Raw genomic sequence first — 19,618 nt, 5'->3', positions numbered from 1 at the left:
CGGGCTGGACACCGCCCTCAGGCGGACTCCGCCTTCGTGAACAGCCGCGTCGCCGAGAGATGGGACGTGCCGTCCGGGTCGGACAGGGCGTCCAGATGGTTGCGCAGGGTCGCGTCGACCGAGAGGTACTTGCGGCCCGCGCGCAGGTCGGCGTCGTTGCGCAGCCGGATGATCAGCGGGAATTCCGAGAGCGCACCGGCGTCGAACAGGCCCGTCGTGTAGATCAGCTGCACGCCCAGCGCCTCGGCGACCACCCGCTGCAGCTCCAGCAGGTACCCCGCCGACGCGCGGCCGATCGGGTTGTCCAGGAACAGCACGCCCGAATGCCGGTTGCGCATCTTGCCCCGGTTGTTCGCCCGCAGTGCCGCGAGCGTGCAGTACAGGATGATCGCCGCGGTGAGCTGCTGCCCGCCGGAGAACACGTCCCGGATCTCCGACACGCGCTGCCGTTCGGTGCGCAACACGGAGTCCGGTTTGAGCATGTCCACCCGGAACCCCTTGGGCACGGCGGCCCGAACCCCGCGCAGCACCAGCGACATGCCGTCGCGTTTGACGTCGCGGCCGTCGCTCGTCTTGCCGGCGGCGGCCTCGTCCACGACCTCGCCGAGCGCCTCGGCCAGCTCCGCCTCGTCGGGGTCGCCGAACCGGATGCGCAGGAACTCCTGGCCCGACCAGTCGCCGAGCCCCTCCGGAAGGCGCGAGAGCCGTTGCGCCGAGCGCAGCATCCGCAGCGCGCCCTCGACCATTCCCTGTAGCCGCGCGACGATGCCCGACCGGTGCCGGTCGATCTGCGCCAGGTCGTCGGTCAGTGTGCGCAGCCGCGGCTTCAGCGCGTTCGCCCACTCCGCGGCGTTCGCGGGCAGGCTGTCGCGGCGCACCGAGATGATCTGTTGCCGCACCGGGCTGGCCAGGTGCTCGAACCGTTTCTCGGTGGCGTACTGGGCCAGCGCGTCGGCCGCCGAGCGCACACGCTTCTCCGCCGTCTCGACGGCCGCGTCGGCGTCGGCGAGCGCCGTGGTCAGCTTGCGGTAGCGCGCCTGCGCGGCCTCGACGTCACCGTCGAAGACACTGTCCGGTTCGCCGTCGGGCACCAGATGCGCCATCGACTCGGCCAGCAGGCGGAAACCGGCCGCGGACGTGTTCGCCGTTTCGAGCGCGTGCTCGGCCTCGGCACGCCGCGCCTGCGCCTCTTCCCACGCCCGCGCGGCGGCGCCGGCCTCCTCGGTGGCCTCATCGATCAGCTCACGACCGTGTTCGACGTCGCGCGGCCGGGTCTCCAGCGACGCGTTCTGCTTCGGCAGCTGGTCCAGCTCGGCCTTGCAGGTCGCGACCAGGCCGATCGCCTCGCTGTGCTCGGCTTCCAGCGCGGCCACGGCACGCCCGGCCCGCGCCTGCGCGGCCGCCCGTGTCGCGGCGTCCGCGCCGTCGGCGGTCTCCAGCAGCTTGCCCGCCTGCTCGCGCACCACCGGGTCGAGCACCTCCAGCGCGGCCCGTGCCGAGGACTCCGCGCTTTCCGCCTGTTCCAGTTCGGCACGCAGGTCGCTGCCGACCTCGACCTTGGCGTAGGCATCGCTCGCCGAGGCGAACGCGCGGCGCAGCACGTCGACCGGTTCGTTCGGCGGAGCGTCCTCTTCGGACACCGAACCGCCGCCAGGCACCTCGGCCAGTTCCGCACGGGCGCCGCTGACCGTGCGCCGGTGCCCATCCGCGGTCCGCTGCTCCTCCGCGGCTTCTTCGCGTGCCCGCGCCGCACGCGAACCCGCTTGCTCCGCCTCGGCCTCCGCCCGCGCCACGATTTCCCGCGCGCGCTCGGCCTCATCCGTCCATTGTGGAAGACGAGCGGCCCGCTCGGCCAGTTCGCCGAGCTTGCGTGCGCGTTCCTCTCCGGTGCGCGCCTCGGCGCGCAGCGCGGGAATCGCTTCGCGCAACCGGTTCCGCCGTGCCGCCAGCTCGTCCAGTTCGCGCTGCGCCACCGTGACCGCCTCCTGGCCGTCACCGCGCTCGCTCGTCGCGGCTTCGGCCTCTTCGGCGAGCGTCGCGAGCGCACCGGGCGGGTAGTCCTCACGCCAGGTGGTCAGCTTCCACTCCAGGGCCGCGTCGTCGCCGATCGCGGTCGCCAGCGCCTCCAGTTGCTTCTGCCGCCGCGAATGCCGGGCGAGGATCGCCTGCCGTTCGGTGTCGGCGGCCTCCTCGTCGTACATCGCCGGATTGGGCGGGACCAGGAATTCCACACCCGGCGTCGACCCGCCGGCCTTGAGCGCGTCCTTGGTGCCGACCGGGAGCACGACGCTGGGCAGGAGCTTCGCGTCGGCGAGGGCCTGCCGCGCCCGCGACAACTGTGCCGCGTCGTTGACCAGCACACCACCGACAAGGTGCGGCAGCCGCGACAGCACGTCCTCCCGCGCCTTCGCATCCATAGTGGACAGATAGCGCCAGCCGGACCACGCGGTGATCCCGGCTTCCTCCAGCACGTCGAGCGCGGCCTGCACCTCGGGCGACGCCGGCAGCAGGCCACCGCTGCCGAGCGCGGCCAGCGCACGCTCGTCGACGGATTCCTCCATACGCAACGAGGTCTGCTCACGCTCGGCCGTGGACCTGGCTTCCCGCAGGCGTTTCAGCAACGCGGGCGTGTCGGTCTCCAGCTGGACGTTGTCGCCGCCGAGCAGTTCCAGCAGCCGCGGGTGCGCCGCGAGACTGTCGGTGCGCCGATGCGCCTTCGACAGTTCGCTCGCCGCCCGGTCCGCCCGGGACTGCGCGGCGGCGGCCTTCTGCTGGGCGGCGTGCAGGGCCGACTGCGCGGTCGCGTGTTCTTCGGCGACGCGTTCCAGCTCCGCCTCCCGCGCCGCCAGCTCGGTGCCCGCGTTCTCCTGGCGGGCACGGGCTTCCTGCGCCGCGGCGGCGACCTGCGTGCCGTCGCTGAGCAACCCCTCGCGCACCGCCTGCTGCACCTGGCCGCGGACCTCTTCGATGCGCGCGGTGAGCTGCGCCTCCTCGGCGCGATGACGGGCCGCGGTGGTGGTCGCTTCATCGCGCTGGTCCTGCGCCGCGGCTGCCTCGGCACGGGCGGCCCCGGCGCGTTCCTCCGCGGCCTTCGCCTGGTCTTCGGCGTCGCGGGCCAGCGCCAGCAGGCCCCTGGCGAGCGCGTTCGCGGCCGCGTTCTTCGCCTCCAGCGCGGGTTTCGCGGACTGCTCGCGCTCCCCCACCAGCTCGCGGATGTCACTGGCCTTGCGCACCGCGTGCCGGTGCGCGAGCACGGTTCCCGTTTCGCGCCAAGCCTCGGCGCCCGCCCTGGCCTGCGCCAGCTCGCCGTCGATGCGCTTCTTGCCGGCGGTCGCGTCGGCCAGCCGCAGCTCCGCCACGACCCGGCGCAGTTCGGTCACGACCGCGGACAGCCTGCGGTGGTCGCCCTCGGCGAGTTTCTCGGCGTCCCGCGTCTCGTCGGCGAACGCGGCCAGACCGGACAGCCGGTCGTCCTCGAGTTTATGCCGTGCCGCAACGGATCCGGCGAAGGCGCGGGCGTCGGACCGGGCGACGGTGGCCAGTTTGCGTGACGCGGCGGCGAGCGACTCCTCGTCGACCAGCGGGCCGAGCAGTTCCAGCGCCCCGGCGACGAAATCGCGTTCGGACATCAGCGCGCCGCGCTGGCCGAGGTTGTGCGCGTAGGTCTTGACGACGTCGGCGAGATCGCGGGGATCGTCCTCGGTGATGACGGCCTTGAGCAGGAACTCGACGAACGCCTCGTCGGAGGTGAAGGCGAACGCGTCGGCGGCCTCGCCCTCGCCCGCGTTCATCGCGCGCTGATAACGGAACAGCTCGGTGTCCAGCCCGAGCGCGTCCAGCCGCTCGGTCCACTCGTGGTGACGGCGCGTCCAGGACAGCTCCAGCTCCGGTTCGGCGTGGTGCGCCTCGTCCAGCTTCTCCTGGAACCCGGACATGGTCAGCAGCCGCCCGTCGGCGGTGAACGGCAGCGACGTCAGACCGGTGTTCGCGCTGGGGCGGAAGCAGTACCAGGTGTCGACGAGGTTGGCCGGGTCGTTGGACACGACGTGCCCGCGCCACTCGGAGGCCTTGCCGGTGATGATCCGCTGTCCGGTCTCGGTGTGCTGCCATTCCAGCACGACGTGCGAGACGTCCTTGGCGGCGACGAACTTCTCCAGCACGCGCGTGTTCGTGGTGCCCACGACCTGGCGACGGCCGGGCAGCATCACGGAGAAGATCAGCTTGATGAGCACGGACTTCCCGCCGCCGTTCTCCAGGAACAGCACGCTCGCGGGCGAGGGCCGGCGCGGCAGCCCCTGCTCGGCGGAGTGGATGCCCGCGCTGAACAGCGCGTCCTGCGTGGGTGCCTTGACGACCTGCCCGACGCCGGAGAAGTCCAGCAGCACGTCCTGATACCGCGCACCCGCCGGACCCACCGAATGCAGGCGCACCCGCGAAAGCTCGTACATGCTCCCCCTACAGAGTGTCCGAAATGGACGGACGGAGCGTGCCGGCGGAATCCCCCACCGCCACCACGCCGAGTTCCAGCAGTTCCTCGAAAGCGCTGTCCGCGGCCAGCTCCCGCACCTGCACCTGGTACCGCGGTGTGGTCCGGTAGGTGCCGCCCTGCTCGGAGTTCACCTGCACCAGAAATCCTTGGTCGGCAAGGAAACGCAGCGCCCGCGACACCATGCCGCGGGTGGTGTCCGAAGCCAGCCGCCCGTCCTTGGTGGCCGCGGCGGCGGGACGGCGGGCGTAGGCACGCCACGCCTGCTCCAGCTCCGGCGCGTCGGACAGCGGATCGTTGTTGCGCTCGGCCTTGGCCGCCCGCTCGTCAAGGATCCGGCACGCCTCGCGCACCACGCCGTCGACCTGCTCGACGCTCACCCGGCCGATGTAGGTGTCGTTGGCGAGATCGTCGGGCCGCGGGTAGCCGAGCGCGGCGGTGGCCAGGTGCACCAGGCCGTGCAGCACCTTCTCCGTCTCGCGACGTTCGCGGATCTTGCTCTGCCGCGCGTAGGAGTCCATCTTGATCTCGAACACGGACTCGTCGGTGGCGGCGAGCACGGCCCCGGCCTGGGTGGACACGTCGAGCACCATCAGTCCGAGCCCGGCGGCCACGGAGTGGGTGAGCTGCTTGAACGCGCTGTCCTCGCCGTAGCGGCGGACCAGTTCGGCGTAGACGACGTCGCGGCCCGGCAGCTGTTTCGGCCGCATCCCGAAGGAGATCAGCCGGGCGGCCGACTCCACATCGGTACTCGTGCTCATGCGGGACACCCGCACCCGATCGGTCCTCCGCCGCGCCCGCTCCTCCGTCGCGGACGCTTCGTGCGGGCCTCGGCACTCACGCGACCTCCTCCTCTTCTTCCCCGCGTTCGATCTTCGCGTTCCCCAGCAGCAGATCGGCACCGCCGAACTCGTCGTCCTCCAGCAGCGTGCCGTCGTCAACGGCGAGCAGCGTGGCCTGGTCCCCCTGCCGCACGGCCGCGCCGACCTCCGGACTGTAGGAGTGCAGCGCCCGCAGCGCGACCAGACGGGCCAGCTGCGGATCACTCTCCCTGGCCTCGGCGAGCAGACCGGACAGCCGCCGCGGCACGTCAGGCAGGTCCAGCAGCTCGTCGGCACGCCGCCATTGCTCGTCACTGTAGTAGTCGGTGCTCTCCGACGGGACGAGCTCCGGCTCGGGGATCTCGCCGATGAGCTTGTCGCGTTCGGGCGCCGGCCGCAGCAGCAGCGAGACCAGCGACGGCAGCGCGGGCACCACGGGCACGTTGAGGCCCGCCGAGGCGTGGAAGAACTTCTCGGCCGGGCTCACCGCGTCCGCGATCGGCAGTTCCAGCGTGGGCACCAGCAGCTGGCCGAACAGGTCGATCGTCGCGCGCTGCGGCGGGCCGGAGAACTGCTGCCGGTCCTGCTCGGCGCGGAAGATCGCGCCCGCGGCCTGCAGGCGTGACTGGAGCTGGGTGTGCCGGGAGATGCAGTCGCCGACGATGTCGACCAGCTCGGCGGCGCGGCGTTTGTGGTCGGGGTCTTCGGCCTCGTCGCGGGCGCGGGTGATGTTGCGCAGGATCGCGTTCTCGGCGCGGAACCGGGTCTCGATGTGGGACAGCGCCGAGTCCAGCAGCTCCGGCATCTCCTCGGCCCAGTCCACGGCGCGCACGTCACGGCGCGTCGCGTCGAGTTTCGCGCGCAGCGTCTCGCCGTACTGCACCGTGCGGTAGCGGGCCTGCTCGGCGGCGAGCTTCGCGTCGGCGAGACGGCCGCGGCTGATCAGGTTCTCCAGCTTCACCTCGGCCGCGATCTGCGCCGACTCCACGTCGGTGTCCAGCGCCCCGACGAGCACGTTGATCGCCTCGTCGCTCGCGCGCAGGTACACCTCCCCGTCGGGGGCGGCGACCTCGATCAGCAGTTTGAAGTCGAACGCGCGGCGCTGGTAGACACCGTGGGCGTCGACGCTGCCGTAGACCCGCCGGAAGCCGCGGTCGGCGGTGCCGACGTTGATCAGGTTGTCCAGCACCCAGCGCGCGACGCGCTCGTGTTCGCTCGCGCGGCGGCCGGGCGCCTGCGCGGCGATGAACGGGCCGAGCCTGCGCACGACGTCGTCGTGGTTCGCACCGGTGTCGAAGTCCATCGCGATGGTGACCTGGTCGATCGTGTGCAGCGCGATCTCGGCCATCTGGTACACCGTGGCGTCGGCCCAGTCGAGTTTCGCCTTGCGCGCGTCCAGGTCGTGCAGCGGCGCGGTGCAGGCGAGCGCCTTGAGCCGGCGGGCCAGGCCCTCGTCGACCAGTCCGCCGCTGATCAGCTCGGAGTCACGCACAGCCGCCCAGACTAGCCGTCGCTCTTCGGTGCCGCGCGTTCGACTTCGCGCTCGTAGGTGAGCAGCGTGTCGATGACGATCTGCCGCTGCTCCGGGGTCAGCGGGTCGAGCGCCTTGCGCCACGCGCCGGCGCCGCCGGCGAGCCAGCCCTCGACGTCGGCGCGGTAGCGGTCGGCGATGCTCACGATCGTGCGGCGGCGGTCGGCCTCGTCCTCGTTGCGTTCGAGGATGCCGCTGCGGCTCAGATCGCCGACCATCAGGCTCACCGTGGTCGGCGCGACCTCCAGCCGGGCGGCCAGCTCGTTGACCCCGAGCGGGCCGTCGAACAGCAGGTACGCCAGCAGCGAAAGGTGCCGGGGCGCCAGCGAGAACGAGCGCAGGCTTTCCGGAACGGGCAGCCGCTTCGCGCGCCCGACCAGCCGCGGCATCAGCAGCAGCATGGTCCGCACGCCCTCGTCCACGCTCGGCCCGGTCGCCATGCGCCAATCCTGCCATGACGTATTTTCTTGGATCATGCGTGAGATGAGCAGGGATGAGTGGTGGGCCTTCGCGAGCGAGGGCACCCGCACCGGGAAACTGGCCGTGGTCCGCGCCGACGGGTCGCCGCACGTGACGCCGATCTGGTTCGTGCTCAACGAAGGCCCCGACGGCGACGAACTGATCTTCACGACCTGGCACGAAGCGGTGAAGGGCCGCGCGCTGCGCCGCGAGCCGCGGATTTCGATGGCCGTGGACGACCAGCGGCCGCCCTACTCGTACGTGCATTTCACCGGCGTCGCGACGCTGATCGACGATCCCGACGAGACGCTGCCGTGGGCCACCAGGCTCGGCGCCCGCTACATGGGCGAGGACCAGGCCGAGCAGTTCGGCAAACGCAACGCCGTACACGGCGAGTACCTCGTCCGCGCGAAGATCACCAAGGTCGTCGCGCACGCCGATCTCGCCGACTGATTTCCGCCAGCCCGGACCGTGCGTGCCACGCAGACTGGGTGGTGTGAAGCTCAGCGAACGGATCGACAAGCTGGACTGGGCGCAGCTGTCCGCCGAGGTGAACGAGCACGGCTACGCGCTCACTCCGAAGCTGCTCGAACCCGCGGAATGCCGTGACCTGTCGGCGCTCTACGACGACGAGCGGCGGTTCCGGTCCACGATCGACATGGCGCGCTACCGGTTCGGCTCCGGCCAGTACCAGTACTTCGGCTATCCGCTGCCGGAGGCGGTGCGGCAACTGCGGGAGGCGTTCTACCCGCGGCTGCTGCCCATCGCGCGCGACTGGGCCGCCAAGCTCGGGTGGGACGCGCCGTGGCCGGAGGACCTGGAGAGCTGGCTCGCGCGCTGTCACCGGGCCGGCCAGGTCAAGCCGACGCCGATTCTGTTGCGGTACCGGGAAAACGACTGGAACGCGCTGCACCGCGATCTCTACGGTGAGCTGGTCTTCCCGCTGCAGGTCGTGATCGGGCTCGACGTGCCGGGCACCGACCACACCGGCGGTGAGTTCCTGCTCGTCGAACAACGGCCGCGCGCGCAGTCACGCGGCACGGTGACGCAGCTGCCGCAGGGGCACGGGCTCATCTTCACCACGCGGGATCGTCCGGTGCGCTCGTCCCGGTCGAGGCAAGCTGCGCGCAGCGCGTCCGTCGAGGGTAGTGGGCGACAGCCCGGCTGGTCGGCGGCGCCGGTCCGGCACGGCGTCAGCACTGTCCGGTCCGGCATCCGGCACACCCTGGGGCTCGTCTTCCACGACGCGGCCTGAATTCGCACGCACTCCGAAGGGCGGACTCGGGCGCGCGGAACACCCGACTCAGGCGCACGCAACCCCCGACTCGGGCACGCGCAACGCCCAACTCGCGCACAACACAGCACACTCGACTCACGCACGCGCAACGCCCGACTCGCGCGCACACAACCCCCGACTCGGGCACACCGAACGCCCGACTCGGGCACGCGCAACGCCCGACTCAGACGCACACAACACCCGACTCGGGCGCACGGAACGCCCAACTCGCGCAAACACAACACCCGACTCGGGCGCACGCAACGCCCAACTCGCGCACGCGCAACCCCCGACTCAGGCGCACGCAACCCCCGACTCGGGCGCGCGCAGCGCTCGACTCGCGGGGGTGGGTTAGGCGATTTCGCGGTCTGCGGTGTGCAGGGTTGCCAGTGGTGGGCGTTGCTCGCAGGTGAGATCGGTCAGCACCATCTCCCGCTCGACGCCGTCGGCGCCTTCGCCACGCCGGAACTGGGCCAGCAGCGTGGCGGGCGGCTGCGCGGACACCAGGCGCCCGTAACGCTCCAGCCGGTCGAACACGGTCAGCATGATCTGCCCCGACATCCGGCCCAGCGCCTGCGTGGTCTGGTGCCGGTGCGTGCGCTTGCCGAGATCGACCTGCGCGAGCGCGTCGAGCCCGCGCCACTCCAGGATGTCGATCAGGTGCCCGACCTCGACGCCGTAGTTCACCACGAACGGGATGCTCTCCAGCACCTCGCGACGGCCCGCGTACTCCCCGGCCAGCGGCTGCACGAAACCGGCAAGCTCCGGCCAGTACATGTTCAGCAGCGGCCGCGCGACCAGCTCCGTCACCCGGCCGCCGCCGTCGGCGTCCGTGCCGGTGGAGCCCACCAGCGGCCGGTGGTAGAAGCCCTTGACGTAGGCCACCGACTCGTCGGTCAGCAGCGGGCCCAGCAGCCCCGTCACGTAGTCGCTGGTGAAGTCGTAGAGGTCGCCGTCGACGAACACCACGAGATCGCCGGTGGTCGCGGCGACGCCCTTCCACAGCGCCTCACCCTTGCCCGCCATACCGGGCAGCATCGGCAGCACCGAATCCTGCGCGACGACGGTCGCGCCCGCCTCGGCGGCCACACGCGCGGTCGCGTCCTGCGATCGCGAGTCCACCACGAGGATCTCGTCCACCAGCGGCACCCCGTCCACCAGATCCCGGCGGATCGTGCGAACGATGTCACCGACCGTGGCCTCCTCGTCACGTGCCGGGATCACGACACTGACCGTGGTGCCGCGCTTGGCGGCGAGCAGATCCTCGGCCCGCCAGTCGGCCGCGTGGCTGCTGCGCCGGGGGAGCCAGCTGCCCACGTCGGCGGAAACGTGCAGGTCCGCGTGCTCGTTCGCCCTGTTGGTACGCACGACTATCCCCTTCCCCGAACCGGTCGTAGCCATGATCCAGAGTCTGTGCGCCGGGTTTCACCGACCACGCTGCGATGAAACCGCTAGGTTACGAGTTGCGGCCACACAAGTAATACACGTAACAAAGGCTACGCATGGCCGATCAGCCGCTAGACCTCCTCCTCCAGCATCTCCGCGGTCACGGCCGATTCGGTGTCGGGAATGTCGAGGTCCTTGGCGCGCTTGTCGGCCATCGCCAGCAGGCGCCGGATCCTGCCCGCCACGGCGTCCTTCGTCATCGGCGGATCGGCGAGCTGGCCCAGCTCCTCCAGCGACGCCTGCCGGTTGGACAGGCGCAGCTTGCCCGCCGCCAGCAGGTGATCGGGCGCGGTGTCGCCCAGGATGTCCATCGCGCGCTCCACCCGCGCGGCGGCGGCCACCGCGGCACGCGCGGAGCGGCGCAGGTTGGCGTCGTCGAAGTTCGCGAGCCGGTTCGCCGTCGCGCGCACCTCGCGGCGCATGCGGCGCTCCTCCCACTGCAGCACGCTCGCGTGCGCGCCCAGCCGCGTCAGCAGCGCGCCGATGGCGTCGCCGTCGCGCACCACGACCCGGTCCGCACCGCGCACCTCGCGCGATTTCGCCTGGATGCCGAGCCTGCGCGCGGCGCCGACGAGCGCGAGCGCCGCCTCCGGGCCGGGGCAGGTGACCTCCAGCGACGACGAGCGGCCCGGTTCGGTCAGCGACCCGTGCGCCAGGAACGCGCCGCGCCACGCGGCCTCCGCGTCGGCGATCCCGCCCGACACGACCGCCGCGGGCAGGCCACGCACCGGGCGGCCGCGGTTGTCGATCAGGCCCGTCTGCCGCGCCAGGCCCTCGCCGTCCTTCACGACCCGCACCAGGTAGCGGGTGGTCTTGCGCAGCCCGCCCGCGGAAAGCACGTGCACGTCGGAATGGTGACCGTAGAGTTCCTGGATCTCCTTGCGCAGCCGCCGCGCCACCGAACCGGTGTCCAGCTCGGCCTCCACCACGACCCGGCCGCCCACGATGTGCAATCCGCCCGCGAACCGGAGCATCGACGCGACCTCGGCGCGGCGCGGTCCGATCTTGGTGATCGTGAGCCTGCTCAGCTCGTCCTTCACCGCGGCGGTCATCGCCATGTCCCCTCCTGCTGTTCTCCGTCCCGGCCGGTCGCGTTCCAGCGGCGTCCGAGAGCTTCCCGCACACAGTCAGCGAGCGCATCCGGATCGTGCAAACCCACCACGTTCGGGTCAGCCACGTCCGCGAGCAGCGCCCGCGCCCCCAGCTCCGCCGCCGCGTCACGCAGCCTCGCTGGTGTGGGCACCGAGGACCGATCCGCGATCACCGCGTCGACGCGCAGCGCCGGAGCATGCTGGCAGAGTACGTCCAGGTGCCGTTCGGGTGAGAAGCCCGGCGTCTCGCCCGGCTGGGGGACCAGGTTCAGGATCACCACCTTCGTCGCCTCGGTACGGACCAGCGCGTCGTGCAGTTCCGGCACCAGCAGGTGCGGAAGCACGCTGGTGAACCACGATCCGGGGCCGAGAAAGACCACGTCGGCGCCGAGGACCGCCGCCACCGCCTGCGGGCACGCGGTCGGCGCGCCCTCCGGCCGCCGCGAGCTGCGCAGCTCGATCCGCTCGACCCGGCCGGGAGTGCTCGCGACCGCCACCTGACCTCTGATCGTCCTCAGCTCGCCATCGTTACTGAGCCCGGAGACCTCGCCCTCGATCTCCAGCGGTTCGGTGGACATCGGCAGCACCCGCCCGGACGCGCCGAGCAGCCGCGCCGCCTCGTCCAGCGCCGCCACCGGATCGCCGAGCACCTCGAACAACCCGGCCAGCAGCAGGTTGCCCACGGCGTGCCCGGTCAGCGCTCCGCTGCCGCCGAACCGGTGCTGGAAGACCTCCGCCCACAGCGTGCCGCCGTCGTCCGCGGACGCGAGCGCGGCCAGCGCCTGCCGCAGGTCCCCCGGCGGCAGCAGCCCGAGTTCGCGGCGCAGCCGGCCCGACGAGCCGCCGTCGTCGGCGACGGTCACCACGGCCGTCACGTCCGCGGTGATCCGCCGCAACGCCGTCAACGTCGCGTGCAGACCGTGGCCGCCGCCGAGTGCGACCGCGCGCAGCGGTGCCGCTTCGCTCACTCGCGACCCAGGTCCCGGTGGATCACCTTCACCGCCATACCGTCCTCATTGGACAGCAGACGGGCCAGTTCCTCGGAAATGGCCACGCTGCGGTGCTTCCCGCCGGTACAGCCCACGGCCAGGGTCAGATACCGCTTGCCCTCACGCTTGTACCCGGCGCCGATCAGCCGCAGCAGCTGGTGGTAGCGGTCGAGGAACTCCTCCGCACCTTCCTGCGACAGCACGTAGTTGCGCACCTCGGCGTCCAGCCCCGTGTGGTCGCGCAGTTCGGGGATCCAGAACGGGTTGGGCAGGAAACGCACGTCCATCACGAGATCGGCGTCCATCGGCAGGCCGTACTTGTACCCGAAGGACAGCACGGTGACGCGGGTCTGCGTCGCCGACTCGGTGCCGAACGCGTCCTCGATCTTGGCGCGCAGGTCGTGCACCGACAGCGCCGAGGTCTCCAGCACCAGATCGGCTTCCTCGCGCAACGGCGCCAGCAGCGCGCGCTCGGCTGTGATGCCGTCGGCGAGCCTGCCGTCGCCCTGCATCGGGTGTCCACGGCGGACCGACTCGAACCGGCGCACCAGCACCGCGTCGGTGGCTTCCAGGAACACGACGCGGGGTTTGTACCCGCGCGCGTCGAGATCCTTGATCACCGAGGCGAGATCGTCGGTGAACGCGCGCGAGCGCACGTCCATCACGACCGCGACCTTCGTGATCGCGCCCCGTGCCTGCGCGCCCAGTTCGACCATGGTGGCGATCAGCTCGGGCGGGAGGTTGTCCACCACGAACCAGCCGAGGTCCTCCAGGCATTTCGCGGCGGTGCTGCGGCCGGCACCGGACAGCCCGGTGACGACCGCGACCTCCATCCCGGATTTGTGCTCGTCGTGTTCGCTCATGACTCCCTTTCCCCTGTATTGAGTGCCGCGTGCACGGCCTCCGCCGTGCGCTTCCCCACTCCCGGCACCTGTGCGATCTCCTCGACGCCCGCCTGCTTCAGTTTCTTCACCGAGCCGAAATGCTTGATGAGCGCGGCCCGCCGGCTCTGCCCGAGCCCCGGCACACCGTCCAAAGCAGACACCTGAATCCGCTTGGACCGCTTCTCGCGGTGGTAGCGGATGGCGAACCGGTGCGCCTCGTCCCGCACGCGCTGCAACAGATACAGCGCCTCGGACGTGCGCGGCAGGATCACCGGATCCGGATCGGCGGGCAGCCAGACCTCCTCCAGCCGCTTGGCAAGGCCCACCACCGCGACGTCGGTGATCCCCAGTTCGGCCAGCACGTCCGCGGCGGCCGTCGCCTGCGGGCCCGCGCCGTCCACGACGAGCAGGTTCGGCGGGTAGGCGAACCTGCGCGGGCGGCCGGTCTCCGGGTCGATGCCCGGCGTGCTCTCGTTCCCGGCCTCGGCCGTTTCCTTGAGGTAGCGGTGAAAACGCCGTCGCACGACCTCCGCGATCGAGGCGACGTCGCCCTCCTGCGCGGCCTCCCGCAGCGCGAACCGGCGGTACTCGGACTTGCGGGGCACGCCGTCTTCGAAGACGACGAGCGAGGCGACCACGTCGCTGCCCTGGATGTGGCTGATGTCGATGCATTCGATGCGCAGCGGCGCGCTGTCCAGGCCGAGTTGCTCCTGCAGCTCGGCCAGCGCCGCGGAACGCGCGGTGAGGTCGCCCGCGCGGCGCAGTTTGTGTTGCTGGAAGGCTTCTTCCGCGTTGCGCTGCACGGTTTCGGCGAGCGCGCGTTTGTCCCCGCGCTGCGGCACGCGCAACTGCACGCGTGAACCCCGCAGCCCGGACAGCCATTCGGTGAGCGCCTCGGCGTCGGCAGGCAGCTCCGGCACCAGCACCTCGCGCGGCACGGGCGAGGAATTGTCCGGCGCCTGCTCGGCCAGTTCGACCTGCTCGCCGTAGAACTGGGCCAGGAACTGATCGACCAGCGCGGGGACGTCCATCTCCTCGGCCTTGTCGATCACCCAGCCCCGCTGGCCGCGCACCCGGCCGCCGCGCACGTGGAAGACCTGCACAGCGGCCTCCAGCTCGTCGTGCGCGAACGCGACCACGTCGGCGTCGGTGCCGTCGCCGAGCACCACCGCCTGCTTCTCCATCGCGCGGCGCAGGGCGCCCAGATCGTCGCGCAGCCGCGCGGCGCGCTCGAACTCCAGTTCCTCCGACGCCCGCGCCATTTCCTTCTCGAGCCGCCGCACCATCGTGTCCGTGCGGCCGGCGAGAAAGTCGCAGAAGTCCTCGACGATCGACCGGTGCTGTTCGGCGGTGACCTTGCCGACGCACGGCGCGGAGCATTTGTCGATGTAGCCCAGCAGGCACGGGCGGCCGATCTGGGTGTGGCGGCGGAACACGCCCGCCGAGCAGGTGCGCGCCGGGAACACGCGCAGCAGCAGGTCCAGCGTCTCGCGGATCGCCCACGCGTGCGCGTACGGGCCGAAGTAGCGCACGCCCTTCTTGCGCGGGCCCCGGTAGACGTGCAGGCGCGGGAACTCCTCGTTCATCGTGACCGCGAGCACCGGGTAGGACTTGTCGTCCCGGTAGCGGACGTTGAAGCGGGGATCGAACTCCTTGATCCAGTTGTACTCCAGCTGGAGTGCCTCGACCTCGGTGGTGACCACGGTCCACTCGACGCTGGCCGCCGTGGTGACCATCTGGCGGGTGCGCGGATGCAGGCCGGAGAGGTCGGCGAAGTAGGAGTTCAGCCTGCTGCGCAGGCTTTTCGCCTTGCCGACGTAGATGACCCGCTTCGTCGCGTCACGGAACTTGTAGACGCCGGGGTCATCCGGGATGCTCCCCGGCGAGGGACGGTAGGTGGACGGGTCAGCCACGCTCCAAGCCTATGGCTCACCTCCGACAGTCTTGAGAGGCCCCTACAGCGGCGGGCCCGGGGCGCACTGCACGGCCACGGGCTTGCCCGGGTTCAGCGCGCCCAGCACCAGCCCGGCGACCGCGCTGTCGAAGGCCAGCCCGACGTGCCCGACCGGGTCGGCCGGGCAGTAGTCCTGCACGAACAGGTTGTGCACGCCGGGCTCACGGACGAAGGACGTCTCGTGCGGCGTGACCACCGCGTCGAGCTGGGACGCGATGATCGTGTAGTCGATGCCCGGCTGGGCGATCGGCCCCGCTGTGAGCGCGTCGACCGCCGAGCCGCCGGGAAGCATCTCGGGGCAGGACTGGCAGCCGAACGTGCTCAGCACGGTGTCCAGCGACGGCCGCAGCCCGAGGTAGTCGGCGAAGGCGACGGTGCCCGCGACGTCGGTGCCGTGGGTGGGCGGCGCGAGCGCCACGACGTGGCCGATCTCGCCGGCGTAGCCGAGCATCTTGGGCCCGTACAGGGACTGGAAACCGCCCTCGGAGTGACCCACGACGTCGACCTTGGCCGCGCCCGTGGTCGCCCGGACGTGGTCGATGAACTCCTTGATCTGGCGTGCGGAGTCCTCGATCGGGATGGTGCCGCCCACCGGGAACGCCGGGGAGGCCTGGCCGTAGGTGAAGGTGAACGGGCAGTACCCCGCGTTCTGCAGATACGGCGAGAGGTAGGCGAAATTGCCCGGCCCGTTGGCGCCGAGGCCGTGCAACAGCACGACGGGCTGACAGCCGGAAGCGGCCGAAGCCGCGACGGCCGGTACGAACAGGCTGGTCAGGACCGTGATCAGGACGGCGGCGATGCGTTTCATGGCGGCTCCTTCGGCGGAGTCGCAGCATAAGATCAAATCACCGCCGCCGCACTTTGTGCCGTGGGGACCTCACCCCAGGCCGAGCAGGCCCGACACCACCTCGTCCACGCGTTCGGCCACCACGTGCGGCCGCTCCACGACGGGCGAAAGGCCGCCTTCGAGCCGCGTCGCCAGGCCCGCGAACAAGCCCGCCCGCACCGCGCCGTGCGTGTCCCAGGAATGCACCGCCACCAGCGCGGTCGCCGCGGGGTCGGCGCCGGCCTGCTCGCACGCCCAGTGGTAGACGCGGGCCGGCGGCTTGAACGAGTGGATCGTCTCCGCGGACAGCACGCCCGCGAACCGGTCCCGCACGCCCGCGTTCGTCAGCGCCGACTCGGCCACCGCGGCCGCGCCGTGGGTGAAGGCGTAGAACGGGATCCCGGCCTGACCGAGCAGTTCGAACGCGGGCAGCGCGTCCGGTTGCAGCGGCAGCTCGGCGAACCCGGCGAGCACCGCGTCGGCCCGCTCGCCGTCCAGACCACTGGTGATCTTAAGCTGCGCGCGGGCGACGTCGCGGAACGGCGGCGCATCGCCGGCGAGCGTGTACGCCATGCCGTCGCGCAGCGTGCGGGCGAAGAACAGCTCCAGCTCATGCGGCGGCCTGCCCGCCGCCACGAACCGCTCGCGCAGCGCGCCGAGCTGGAGCAGGGTTTCGAAGACGTCGAACAACACGACGTCGGGGCGCCGGACTGCCATGAACGCAGTGTGCCATCCTCTGCCCCATGCGCATCGCCACCTGGAACGTCAACTCCGTCGCCGCCCGGCTCCCCCGCCTGCTGTCCTGGCTCGATTCCGCCCGGCCGGACGTGCTGTGCCTGCAGGAGCTCAAGTGCACGACGGAAGCGTTCCCGCACGGCGAGGTCACCGAACTCGGCTACGAGGTCGCGGCGCACGGACTCGGCCGCTGGAACGGCGTCGCGATCCTGTCCAAGGCCGGCCTCGCCGACGTCCAGCGTGGACTGACCGGGCAGCCGCCGTACGAGGACGAGACCGAACCGCGGGCGATCGGCGCGACGTGCGACGGGGTCCGGGTGTGGTCGGTGTACGTGCCCAACGGCCGCGAGCCCGGGCATCCGCACTACGAGTACAAACTGCGCTGGCTGGAAGCCCTGCACACGACGGTGCGCGAGGAGTCCGGAAAGGACCGCCCGTTCGCGGTGCTCGGCGACTTCAACATCGCGCCCACCGACGAGGACGTGTGGGACATCAGCCTGTTCGAGCACTCGACGCACGTGACCGAGGCCGAACGCGCGGCGCTGGCGGTGTTGCGCGACGCGGGCCTGGCCGACGTCGTGCCGCGGCCGCTGAAGTACGACAAGCCCTACACCTACTGGGACTACCGGCAGCTCGCGTTCCCGAAGAACAACGGCATGCGAATCGACCTGGTCTACGCCGACGCCAAGTTCAGCAGCGCGGTGACCGACGCCTACGTCGACCGGGAGGAACGCAAGGGCAAGGGCGCTTCCGATCACGCACCGGTCGTGGTGGACCTGACGCTCTAGAACGATCTCGCGCCGCCGGGGCCGTTCGCTGCGCTGACCGGTCCCGCCACATCGGCAGGCGCCGCGGCAAGGGGCGGTGACCTACTCCGCCCAGGCCTGTTTGTGCAGGCGCCGCAGCGCCCGCACCGCCTCGACGGCGCGGTCGCGGTCCACCGCCTGGATGGCCAGCATGCCGAGGTACTCGTCGTCCGGCAGTTCGAGGCGGGCGAAGGACGCGCCGTCGGGGAAGCTCACCGACAGCACGTCGCGCCAGGCCAGCCGCTTGGTGAGCAGGATGATGTTGCGGACCTCGATGCCCTGCGCGTTCGCACGCACCCTCGGCGTCGCGAACAGCAGCGCGGCGGCCGCGAGCAGGATGCCGATGCCGACCATCGCGATCTGGTCCGACACCTGGAAGATCGCGCCCGTGTTGGAGTGCCGCAGCAGCACCGCGACCACCACGAAGGCCACCAGCAGCACGGCGGCCAGCACGACCGACATCCACATCGAGCGGTGCGGGCGGATGACCACGGTCTCGTCGGTCATGGCGGTCACACGAAACCTCGCTCGGTCCACGGCTGGCGCAGCGCGCGCAGCTGGTACGCGGCGTCCAGCGCGGCCTGCGTCGCCTCGCGGCCCTTGTCCTCGATCGAACCCGGCAGGCCCGCCCGGTCCAGCGCCTGTTGCTCGGTGTCGCACGTGAGCACACCGTTGCCGACCGGCGTGCCCTCGTCCAGCGCGACCCGCGTCAGCCCGGCCGTCACCGCGTCGCACACGTAGTCGAAGTGCGGTGTGCCGCCCCGGATGACCACACCCAGCGCCACGACCGCGTCGTGCTGGCGGGCCAGCGCCTGCGCCAGCACCGGCAGCTCGACCGCACCGGCGACCCGCACGACCGTGGGCTCCTCCTTGAGGTGGGCTTCCTTGGCCGTGGCGATCGCGCGTTCGAGCAGGCTGTCGGTGATCTTCGCGTGCCACCGGGTGGCGACGATCGCCAGCCGTAGGTTCTCGCATTCGCTCAGATCGAGTTCGGTCTCCGGGCGTCCTTCACCGCTCACGTACCGGCACCATTCCCATTCCGTGTCCCGTCCAGGTCGGCGCCGACCTGGTCGAACTCCTCGAGATTGGACAGCTCGTGCCCCATCCGGTCCCGCTTGGTACGCAGGTACCGCACGTTCTCCGGGTTGGGCGAGATCGGCAGCGGCACCCGGCCGGTGACCTTGAGCCCGTAGCCTTCGAGCCCGACCCGCTTGGCCGGGTTGTTGGTCAGCAGGCGCATCGACCGCACGCCGAGATCGCACAGGATCTGCGCGCCCGTACCGTAGTCCCGCGCGTCGGCGGGCACGCCCAGCGCCAGGTTCGCGTCGACGGTGTCCGCGCCCATGTCCTGCAGCTGGTAGGCCTGCAGCTTGTGCAGCAGCCCGATGCCGCGGCCCTCGTGCCCGCGGATGTAGAGCACGACCCCGCGCCCCTCGTCGGCCACGGTCTGCAGCGCGGCTTCCAGCTGCGGCCCGCAGTCGCAGCGCAGCGAGCCGAAGACGTCGCCGGTGAGGCATTCGGAGTGCACGCGGACCAGGATGTCCTCGCCGTCGGCGATGTCGCCGTAGACGAACGCGATGTGCTCGATCCCGTCCAGCAGGCTGTCGTAGCCGACCGCGCGGAACGTGCCCGCGGCCAGCGGGATGCGGGCCTCGGCGACGCGTTCGACCTGCTTCTCGTGCCGGCGGCGGTAGGCGATCAGATCGGCGATCGTGATGATCTGCAGGTCGTGGTCGGAGGCGAACACCTCCAGCTCGTCGCGCCGCGCCATGTCCCCCTCGTCCTTCTGGGAGACGATCTCGCAGAGCACGCCGGCCGGGTGCAGCCCGGCCATCCTGGCCAGGTCCACCGACGCTTCGGTGTGCCCCGGCCTGCGCAGTACCCCGCCTTCCTTGGCGCGCAGCGGGACGACATGGCCCGGCCTGCGGAAGTCACCGGCCTGCGACTTCGGATCGGCCAGCAGCCGCGTGGTGTGCGCGCGGTCGGATGCGGAGATGCCGGTGCTGATGCCCTCGGCGGCGTCCACGGTGACGGTGTACGCGGTGCCGCGCGCGTCCTGGTTGGTGTGGTACATCGGCGGCAGGTCGAGCCGCTCGCAGTCTTCGTCGGTGAGCGCGACGCAGACGTATCCCGAGGTGTAGCGGACCATGAAGGCGAGCAGCTCCGGCGTGGCCTTCTCGGCCGCGAAGATCAGATCGCCCTCGTTCTCGCGGTCCTCGTCGTCGACCACGACCACCGGGCGGCCGGCCGCGATGTCGGCGATCGCCTTTTCGATGCCCACGGTGTCCACCGGCACCCCGGCGCCACACGGCGT

The 19,618-nt window shown here is 71.3% G+C and carries 17 protein-coding genes; 3 read left to right on the top strand and 14 right to left on the bottom strand.

Translation table 11 applies throughout. The annotated features are described in order from the left end of the window. Positions 1 to 17: 17 nt before the first annotated feature. From HFP15_RS12640 to HFP15_RS12625, 4 genes are all read right to left on the bottom strand, one after another. Positions 18 to 4,448: a hypothetical protein gene (locus tag HFP15_RS12640; RefSeq protein WP_168514914.1), complete on the bottom strand. Its 4,431-nt coding sequence runs from the start codon at positions 4,446 to 4,448 to the stop codon at positions 18 to 20. A 7-nt stretch (positions 4,449 to 4,455) separates the two neighbouring features. Next, positions 4,456 to 5,247 (bottom strand): hypothetical protein, encoded by a 792-nt coding sequence (locus tag HFP15_RS12635; protein WP_168514912.1) that lies wholly within the window; start codon positions 5,245 to 5,247, stop codon positions 4,456 to 4,458. Between the two features lie 76 nt (positions 5,248 to 5,323). Beyond that, positions 5,324 to 6,799 (bottom strand): hypothetical protein, encoded by a 1,476-nt coding sequence (locus HFP15_RS12630; protein WP_168514910.1) that lies wholly within the window; start codon positions 6,797 to 6,799, stop codon positions 5,324 to 5,326. Positions 6,800 to 6,810: 11 nt separating this feature from the next. Then, positions 6,811 to 7,278, bottom strand: a complete 468-nt coding sequence (locus tag HFP15_RS12625; RefSeq protein WP_168514908.1) for a MarR family winged helix-turn-helix transcriptional regulator — start codon at positions 7,276 to 7,278, stop codon at positions 6,811 to 6,813. Positions 7,279 to 7,312: 34 nt separating this feature from the next. Between HFP15_RS12625 and HFP15_RS12620 the strand changes: the two genes are divergently transcribed. Beyond that, the gene (locus HFP15_RS12620) at positions 7,313 to 7,750 is read left to right on the top strand and encodes a PPOX class F420-dependent oxidoreductase (RefSeq protein ID WP_168514906.1); all 438 of its coding nucleotides are present in this window, start codon (positions 7,313 to 7,315) and stop codon (positions 7,748 to 7,750) included. Between the two features lie 43 nt (positions 7,751 to 7,793). After that, positions 7,794 to 8,552, top strand: coding sequence for a 2OG-Fe(II) oxygenase (locus HFP15_RS12615; protein WP_312871560.1), 759 nt, complete (start codon positions 7,794 to 7,796; stop codon positions 8,550 to 8,552). Positions 8,553 to 8,924: 372 nt separating this feature from the next. On the opposite strand, the gene HFP15_RS12610 is transcribed toward HFP15_RS12615, so the two are convergent. From HFP15_RS12610 to HFP15_RS12580, 7 genes are all read right to left on the bottom strand, one after another. Further along, on the bottom strand, positions 8,925 to 9,941 hold the full coding sequence (locus HFP15_RS12610) for a glucosyl-3-phosphoglycerate synthase (protein WP_312871559.1): 1,017 nt from the start codon (positions 9,939 to 9,941) through the stop codon (positions 8,925 to 8,927). Between the two features lie 149 nt (positions 9,942 to 10,090). Continuing rightward, positions 10,091 to 11,077 (bottom strand): DNA-binding protein WhiA, encoded by a 987-nt coding sequence (whiA, locus tag HFP15_RS12605; RefSeq protein WP_168514902.1) that lies wholly within the window; start codon positions 11,075 to 11,077, stop codon positions 10,091 to 10,093. Then, a complete protein-coding gene (locus HFP15_RS12600; RefSeq protein WP_168515100.1) occupies positions 11,068 to 12,060 on the bottom strand; it encodes a gluconeogenesis factor YvcK family protein in 993 nt (330 codons plus the stop codon). The genes whiA and HFP15_RS12600 overlap by 10 nt, the downstream gene beginning before the upstream one ends. 14 nt (positions 12,061 to 12,074) lie before the next feature. Continuing rightward, positions 12,075 to 12,932 (bottom strand): RNase adapter RapZ, encoded by an 858-nt coding sequence (gene rapZ / locus HFP15_RS12595; protein ID WP_168515098.1) that lies wholly within the window; start codon positions 12,930 to 12,932, stop codon positions 12,075 to 12,077. Positions 12,933 to 12,958: 26 nt separating this feature from the next. Beyond that, the gene (uvrC, locus tag HFP15_RS12590; RefSeq protein ID WP_168514900.1) at positions 12,959 to 14,896 is read right to left on the bottom strand and encodes an excinuclease ABC subunit UvrC; all 1,938 of its coding nucleotides are present in this window, start codon (positions 14,894 to 14,896) and stop codon (positions 12,959 to 12,961) included. Positions 14,897 to 14,938: 42 nt separating this feature from the next. Beyond that, positions 14,939 to 15,745, bottom strand: a complete 807-nt coding sequence (locus tag HFP15_RS12585) for an esterase/lipase family protein (protein WP_168514898.1) — start codon at positions 15,743 to 15,745, stop codon at positions 14,939 to 14,941. Positions 15,746 to 15,814: 69 nt separating this feature from the next. Then, entirely contained in the window at positions 15,815 to 16,480 is a 666-nt protein-coding gene (locus HFP15_RS12580; RefSeq protein WP_168514896.1) for an HAD family hydrolase, read from the bottom strand. A gap of 26 nt (positions 16,481 to 16,506) precedes the next feature. Here HFP15_RS12580 and HFP15_RS12575 point away from each other — a divergent pair, with 26 nt between their 5' ends. Beyond that, positions 16,507 to 17,286 carry an exodeoxyribonuclease III gene (locus HFP15_RS12575; RefSeq protein ID WP_168514894.1) on the top strand — a complete coding sequence of 260 codons (780 nt, stop codon included), beginning with the start codon at positions 16,507 to 16,509 and terminating at the stop codon, positions 17,284 to 17,286. A gap of 81 nt (positions 17,287 to 17,367) precedes the next feature. Here the strand turns inward: HFP15_RS12575 and HFP15_RS12570 are convergent, their stop codons facing one another. From HFP15_RS12570 to HFP15_RS12560, 3 genes are read right to left on the bottom strand one after another with little or no spacing between them, the layout of a single operon-like run. Then, positions 17,368 to 17,811, bottom strand: a complete 444-nt coding sequence (locus tag HFP15_RS12570) for a PH domain-containing protein (protein ID WP_168514892.1) — start codon at positions 17,809 to 17,811, stop codon at positions 17,368 to 17,370. Positions 17,812 to 17,816: 5 nt separating this feature from the next. Next, complete coding sequence (gene ribH, locus HFP15_RS12565) at positions 17,817 to 18,323, bottom strand: 6,7-dimethyl-8-ribityllumazine synthase (RefSeq protein ID WP_168514890.1); 507 nt, start codon at positions 18,321 to 18,323, stop codon at positions 17,817 to 17,819. After that, positions 18,320 to 19,600: a bifunctional 3,4-dihydroxy-2-butanone-4-phosphate synthase/GTP cyclohydrolase II gene (locus HFP15_RS12560; RefSeq protein ID WP_168515096.1), complete on the bottom strand. Its 1,281-nt coding sequence runs from the start codon at positions 19,598 to 19,600 to the stop codon at positions 18,320 to 18,322. Before HFP15_RS12560 ends, ribH begins: the two co-directional genes overlap by 4 nt. Positions 19,601 to 19,618: the final 18 nt, after the last annotated feature.

Origin of the sequence: Amycolatopsis acididurans (genome assembly GCF_012328925.1) — a bacterium.
GTDB lineage: Bacteria > Actinomycetota > Actinomycetes > Mycobacteriales > Pseudonocardiaceae > Amycolatopsis_E > Amycolatopsis_E acididurans.
The sequence above is the reverse complement of the archived record's forward strand: the minus strand, read 5'-3'. Positions and strand labels throughout refer to the sequence as shown.

Bases quoted from the DNA above. Each gene is read 5' to 3' on its own strand.
- HFP15_RS12570 (WP_168514892.1), bottom strand. From the start codon at position 17,811: ATGACCGACGAGACCGTGGTCATCCGCCCGCACCGCTCGATGTGGATG.
- HFP15_RS12620 (WP_168514906.1), top strand. From the start codon at position 7,313: ATGCGTGAGATGAGCAGGGATGAGTGGTGGGCCTTCGCGAGCGAGGGC.
- rapZ (WP_168515098.1), bottom strand. From the start codon at position 12,932: ATGGAGGTCGCGGTCGTCACCGGGCTGTCCGGTGCCGGCCGCAGCACC.
- HFP15_RS12640 (WP_168514914.1), bottom strand. From the start codon at position 4,448: ATGTACGAGCTTTCGCGGGTGCGCCTGCATTCGGTGGGTCCGGCGGGT.
- whiA (WP_168514902.1), bottom strand. From the start codon at position 11,077: ATGGCGATGACCGCCGCGGTGAAGGACGAGCTGAGCAGGCTCACGATC.
- HFP15_RS12625 (WP_168514908.1), bottom strand. From the start codon at position 7,278: ATGGCGACCGGGCCGAGCGTGGACGAGGGCGTGCGGACCATGCTGCTG.
- HFP15_RS12635 (WP_168514912.1), bottom strand. From the start codon at position 5,247: ATGAGCACGAGTACCGATGTGGAGTCGGCCGCCCGGCTGATCTCCTTC.
- HFP15_RS12585 (WP_168514898.1), bottom strand. From the start codon at position 15,745: ATGAAACGCATCGCCGCCGTCCTGATCACGGTCCTGACCAGCCTGTTC.
- HFP15_RS12575 (WP_168514894.1), top strand. From the start codon at position 16,507: ATGCGCATCGCCACCTGGAACGTCAACTCCGTCGCCGCCCGGCTCCCC.
- HFP15_RS12580 (WP_168514896.1), bottom strand. From the start codon at position 16,480: ATGGCAGTCCGGCGCCCCGACGTCGTGTTGTTCGACGTCTTCGAAACC.